This is a genomic window from Streptomyces sp. ID05-39B (assembly GCF_033794725.1).
GTDB lineage: Bacteria > Actinomycetota > Actinomycetes > Streptomycetales > Streptomycetaceae > Streptomyces > Streptomyces bobili.
Map to the genome: position 1 here is coordinate 1 of NZ_JARGEF010000363.1, position 5793 is coordinate 5793.

Annotated in this window: 6 protein-coding genes and 1 tRNA gene; 6 read left to right on the forward strand and 1 reads right to left on the reverse strand. The window is 67.9% G+C overall.

Annotated elements, in window-relative coordinates:
- Positions 1–863: histidine kinase dimerization/phosphoacceptor domain-containing protein (locus tag P1P75_RS38975; RefSeq protein WP_319264308.1), on the reverse strand; the 863-nt coding region annotated here is incomplete at its 3' end.
- Positions 864–1012: 149 nt separating this feature from the next.
- Between P1P75_RS38975 and P1P75_RS38980 the strand changes: the two genes are divergently transcribed.
- The 6 genes from P1P75_RS38980 to P1P75_RS39005 form a co-directional block, all read left to right on the forward strand.
- A tRNA-Gln gene (locus tag P1P75_RS38980) sits at positions 1013–1087 on the forward strand.
- A 110-nt stretch (positions 1088–1197) separates the two neighbouring features.
- On the forward strand, positions 1198–2646 hold the full coding sequence (gene glmU / locus P1P75_RS38985) for a bifunctional UDP-N-acetylglucosamine diphosphorylase/glucosamine-1-phosphate N-acetyltransferase GlmU (protein ID WP_319264310.1): 1449 nt from the start codon (positions 1198–1200) through the stop codon (positions 2644–2646).
- Between the two features lie 135 nt (positions 2647–2781).
- The gene (locus tag P1P75_RS38990; RefSeq protein WP_319264312.1) at positions 2782–3756 is read left to right on the forward strand and encodes a ribose-phosphate diphosphokinase; all 975 of its coding nucleotides are present in this window, start codon (positions 2782–2784) and stop codon (positions 3754–3756) included.
- Between the two features lie 225 nt (positions 3757–3981).
- On the forward strand, positions 3982–4572 hold the full coding sequence (locus P1P75_RS38995) for a 50S ribosomal protein L25/general stress protein Ctc (RefSeq protein ID WP_319264314.1): 591 nt from the start codon (positions 3982–3984) through the stop codon (positions 4570–4572).
- A gap of 72 nt (positions 4573–4644) precedes the next feature.
- Positions 4645–5247: an aminoacyl-tRNA hydrolase gene (gene pth / locus P1P75_RS39000; RefSeq protein WP_319264316.1), complete on the forward strand. Its 603-nt coding sequence runs from the start codon at positions 4645–4647 to the stop codon at positions 5245–5247.
- Between the two features lie 93 nt (positions 5248–5340).
- The coding region (locus P1P75_RS39005; protein WP_319264317.1) for a hypothetical protein at positions 5341–5793 on the forward strand (453 nt) is incomplete at its 3' end.

The window sequence follows — 5793 nt, forward strand, 5'->3', positions numbered from 1 at the left end:
CCCACCGCCGCCAACGGCACCGACACACCCCGCTCCCCCACACCCTCACCACTGCGCAGCACCCCGAGCATCTCCCGCAACTCGGTCAACGCCTGCCGCCCCATGTCCCCCACCAGCGCCGCATTACGCACCGCCTTCTCCGGATCCTTGCGCGCCACCGCCTGCAACGCCGCCGCGTGCACCACCATCAGACTCACCCGATGCGCGACCACGTCATGCATCTCCCGCGCGATCCGCGTCCGCTCCTCACCCCGCGCCCACTCCGCCCGCTCCTCGGCCCGCTCGGCCAACAACTGCAGCTCCCGCTCAAGACTGTCCGCCCGCTCCCGCAGACTCTCCATCAACCGCCGCCGCGCCCCCACATACAGGCCCAACAGCAACGGCGGCGCCGTCAGCCCCAGCGAAGTCGTGATCGCGGCGAACGGAATGAACCAGTCCCCCAGATCCAGATCCCCCCGCACCATGTCCTGCCGCACCCGCACGAACGTCACGATCAACGTCCCCACCAACTGCATCGCCGCCAGCGACCCGATGATCCGGCGCGGCAGCTCCGAGGCGGCGAGCGTGTACAGCCCGACGATCCCCATCAAGAAGCCCATCTGCGCCGGCGTGATGGCGATCGCCACCAGCACCACCGCGATCGGCCACTTCCGCCGCACCAGCAGCACGGACCCGGCCAGCAGACCGAACGCCATCCCCGCGGCCACCGGAACGCCCGCGTCCTGCGCGAACGGATACCCCTCCAGCGCACACTCCGCGGCGGACACCACCGCAAGACCGCTGTCGAACACCGCACTGCGGCGCCTCGCCCACCACCAAGGCCCTCCCCGAGCCAAGGCGTGCTCTTCCCCCGTCGTGGTCATACCTCCACCCTACGGTCGCCCGCCCCGCCTTTTCCGGTGAGTTTCAGCGACGGAGGACCACCGGACACCGTCGCATCCGGGGCGGCCCGTACGGCATAGTAGAAGGCGCCACTCGACAGCCCGGCCAAATGTCCGGTTTGGTCGTATATTCCCCTGTGGTGTAATTGGCAGCACTGTGGCTTTTGGTGCCATATGTCCGGGTTCGAGTCCTGGCGGGGGAGCCATGCTCGGTTCGGGCCCTGACTGCACCTGTCAGGGCCCACTCTCATGTCCGCCGGGAAACGCCCCGGTATCCTTCGGATGTCCCACCTCTCCACAGCCGAAGGGCAACTCCGTGAGCGCCATTCGCCCGGCAGCCGTCGTCGTTCTCGCAGCGGGTGAGGGCACCCGTATGAAGTCGGCCGTACCGAAGGTCCTGCACGACATCTGCGGCCGCAGCCTCGTGGGCCATGTGCTGGCCGCGTCCCGTGAGTTGGACCCCGAGAACCTGGTCGTCGTCGTCGGGCACGCGCGGGAGAAGGTCACCGCGCATCTCGCCGAGGTCGACCCCGCCGTACGGACGGCCGTGCAGGAGGAGCAGAACGGCACCGGGCATGCCGTGCGGATGGGTCTCGAGCAGCTCGGTGGGGCCGTGGACGGGACTGTCGTGGTCGTCTGCGGTGACACTCCGCTGCTGACGGGTGCGACGCTCGCGCGGCTGGCCGGCACGCACAGCGCCGACGGGAACGCCGTCACGGTGCTGACGGCCGAGGTGCCGGACGCGACCGGGTACGGGCGGATCGTGCGCGACGAGGCGTCGGGTGCGGTCACGGGGATCGTGGAACACAAGGACGCCTCGGATGCGCAGCGGGCGATCCGGGAGATCAATTCGGGTGTGTTCGCGTTCGACGGGCAGTTGCTGGCGAAGGCGTTGAAGCAGGTCCGTACGGACAACAGTCAGGGTGAGGAGTACCTGACCGATGTGCTGGGGATTCTGCGGGAGGCCGGTCATCGGGTGGGGGCTTCGGTGGCCGCCGACCACCGGGAGATCGCCGGGATCAACAACCGGGTGCAGTTGGCGCAGGCTCGGCGGATTTTGAACGACCGGTTGCTGACGGCCGCGATGCTGGCTGGTGTGACGGTCGTCGACCCGGCCACGACGTGGGTCGACGTCGCGGTGACGTTCGAGCAGGACGCGGTGGTGTTGCCGGGGACGCAGTTGCTGGGGGCGACGCGTCTGGGCGAGGGTGCCGTGGTGGGGCCGAACACGCGGCTGAAGGATACGACGGTGGGTGCGGGGGCCCGGGTGGACAATGCGGTGGCTGATGGGGCCGAGGTGGGTCCGCAGGCGTCCGTGGGGCCGTACGCGTATCTGCGGCCCGGTACACGGCTGGGTGTGAGGTCGAAGGTCGGCACGTATGTGGAGACGAAGAACGCCGTGATCGGTGAGGGTACGAAGGTGCCGCATCTGTCGTACGTCGGGGACGCGACGATCGGTGACTACTCCAACATCGGTGCGGCGAGTGTGTTCGTGAACTATGACGGAGAGCACAAGCACCACACGACCGTCGGCTCGCATTGCAAGACGGGTTCGGACAACATGTTTGTGGCTCCTGTCACGGTCGGGGACGGTGCGTACACCGCTGCCGGGTCCGTGATCACGAAGGATGTGCCGCCCGGTTCGCTGGCCGTGGCCCGTGGTCAGCAGCGGAATATCGAGGGTTGGGTGGCTCGTAAGCGTCCGGGGAGCGCGGCGGCGAAGGCCGCTGGGGCGGCTTCCCGTCAGGGCGACGGCGAGGACTGACCGGATTCGAGTGCGTCGTACACGGCGTACCGTGATAAGTGCACACCCGCACCCCCACCAGCTGAGACGGCCCCGTCGCGCCCAGCGGCGCGGGCTCTCGACAGCCGGCTGAGACACCTCTGAGGAGACAGTGCTGTGACCGGGATCAAGACGACCGGCGAGAAGAAGATGATGTTCTTCTCCGGCCGCGCCCACCCCGAGCTTGCCGAGGAGGTCGCCCACCAGCTGGGTGTCGGGGTCGTCCCGACGAAGGCCTTCGACTTCGCCAATGGTGAGATCTACGTCCGTTACGAGGAGTCGGCTCGTGGTGCGGACTGCTTCTTGATCCAGAGCCACACGGCTCCGATCAACAAGTGGATCATGGAACAGTTGATCATGATCGACGCGCTGAAGCGTGCGTCGGCGCGTTCGATCACGGTGATCGTGCCGTTCTACGGCTATGCGCGGCAGGACAAGAAGCACCGTGGCCGTGAGCCGATCTCGGCGCGGCTGATCGCGGACATGATGAAGACGGCGGGTGCGGACCGGATCCTCACCGTCGATCTGCACACGGATCAGATCCAGGGTTTCTTCGACGGTCCGGTGGATCATCTGTTCGCGCTGCCGCTGCTGGCGGACTATGTGGGCAGCAAGGTGGACCGTTCGAAGCTGACGGTCGTGTCTCCGGACGCCGGCCGGGTACGGGTCGCGGACCGCTGGTGCGACCGTCTGGGTGCGCCGCTGGCGATCGTGCACAAGCGTCGTGACAAGGATGTGGCGAACCAGGTGACGGTCCACGAGGTCGTGGGCGAGGTCAAGGGCCGGGTGTGTGTGCTGGTCGACGACATGATCGACACGGGTGGCACGATCTGTGCCGCGGCGGACGCGCTGTTCGCGCACGGTGCGGAGGACGTCATCGTGACGGCGACGCACGGTGTGCTGTCGGGTCCGGCGGCGGACCGTCTGAAGAACTCGAAGGTGAGTGAGTTCGTCTTCACGAACACGCTGCCGACTCCGGGTGAGCTGGAGGTCGACAAGATCACGGTGCTGTCGATCGCGCCGACGATCGCCAACGCGGTGCGTGAGGTGTTCGAGGACGGTTCGGTGACGAGCCTGTTCGACGAGCAGTAGGCGCAGGCGGCCTGCTGTTCGGGTTGACCGCCCGCGACCGGAGGTCGCTCAAGGTCAACTTTTCTGCGGCCTCCCTCGCCGAGTAGACTGCCCAGGTTGCTCGGCGAGGGAGGCCGTCCGCGTGTGTCACGTGGTCCGGCTGTCCGTTATCGACGCGCTCTTCGTAGCAGGCCGTTCGTGGCCGGGTGACTTTGTCCGTCGCTGTTTCTACGAGGAGTGATTTCCATGTCCGAGGTAAAGATCGCCGCTGAGTCGCGCACCGAGTTCGGCAAGGGTGCTGCCCGCCGTATCCGTCGTGACCACAAGGTTCCCGGTGTGCTGTACGGCCACGGTTCGGACCCGATCCACCTGACGCTGCCGGGTCACGAGCTGCTGCTGGCGCTGCGTACGCCGAACGTCCTGATCGCCCTGGACATCGACGGCGAGTCCAAGGAGCTGGCCATCCCGAAGTCCGTGCAGCGTGACCCGATCCGCGGTTCGCTCGAGCACGTCGACCTTCAGCTGGTCACGCGTGGCGAGAAGGTCAACGTCGAGATCTTCGTGCAGACCGAGGGCGAGCTGGCTCCCGGTGGCAACCTGCTGGAGCACGTCCTCAACGCGCTGCCGGTCGAGGCCGAGGCGACGCACATCCCCGAGTCCGTCACGGTGTCCGTCGAGGGCCTGACGGCCGGTGACTCGGTGCTCGCCAAGGACATCCCGCTGCCGTCGGGCACCAAGCTGGGCGTCGACGGTGACACCGTCGTCCTCCAGGTGCTGGCCGCGCAGGCGGAGGAGGCCGCGGCGGGCGAGGGCGATGAGGCTTCCGCGGAGGCCTGATCCTCACCGTCGTCGTTTGTTCGTCAGCCGCTGTTCCCTTGGGGGGCAGCGGCTGGCGCGTATCAAGGAGACATGGACGTGACGACCGACGCCAATGCCCCCTGGTTGATCGTGGGGTTGGGCAATCCGGGCCCGGAGTACGCGATGAACCGGCACAACGTGGGGTTCATGGTGGCCGATCTGCTGGCCGAGCGGATCGGGGGGAGGTTCAAGCGGGCGGGACGGGCGCAGGCTCAGGTCGTGGAGGGGCGGATCGGTCCGCCGGGGCCGGGGAGCCGTCGGGTGGTGCTGGCGAAGCCGATGTCGTTCATGAATCTGTCGGGCGGTCCGGTGAACGCGCTGCGGGAGTTCTACAAGGTGCCGGTGGCCCAGGTGGTGGCGGTCCATGACGAGCTGGACATCGACTACGGGGTGTTGCGGCTGAAGCTGGGTGGCGGGGACAACGGGCACAACGGTCTGAAGTCGATGACGAAGGCGTTCGGGGCGGAGTACCACCGGGTGCGGTTCGGGATCGGCCGGCCGCCGGGGCGGATGCCGGTGGCGGATTTCGTGCTGAAGGACTTCTCTGGGGCGGAGCGCAAGGAGCTGGACTACTTCGTGGACCGGGCGGCGGACGCGGTGGAGTGTCTGGTCATCGACGGGCTGGAGCGGGCGCAGGGGACGTACAACTCGTAGCCGGGGTGTGGGTCGCGGAAAGGTACGGACAACTCGCGACTTGTCACCCGCCGAGGTTGACGTGCCGTTCGGGCATGGCCAATGATCCCGGCCATGCCTGCCTCAGTCGTCGCCGCCACGTCCCATCGGGGTCCCCGCCGGGGTTCCTCGCGTCAGGTCTCGGTGGCCGTGTTGCGGTTCGGCCGGCTGGCGGCGATGTGGGTGGTGGCGCTGCTGATCCTGGTGGCGGGGGTGTGGGGGTCCTGGGGTACGGCGCAGCATGTGATGCTGACGAAGGGCCGGGAGCAGGGCACGATCGAGGTGGCGCGCTGCGGTGCGGACAGTTGTTCGGGGCCGTACGCGCCGTTGTCGTCGGGGTCGCAGGCGCGTGCGCGGGTGGTGATCGAGAAGACGGTTGCGGTGCGCGAGGGGCAGACGTACTCGGTGGTGGTCAAGCCGGGCGGTGACGAGGTCGTGCGGTCCGGTCCTGCCGGAGTGTTGTACGCGTGGGTGCCGATGGGCGGTGCGCTGCTGCTGGCGTCGGTGGTGGTCGCGGGTGGGCTGGGG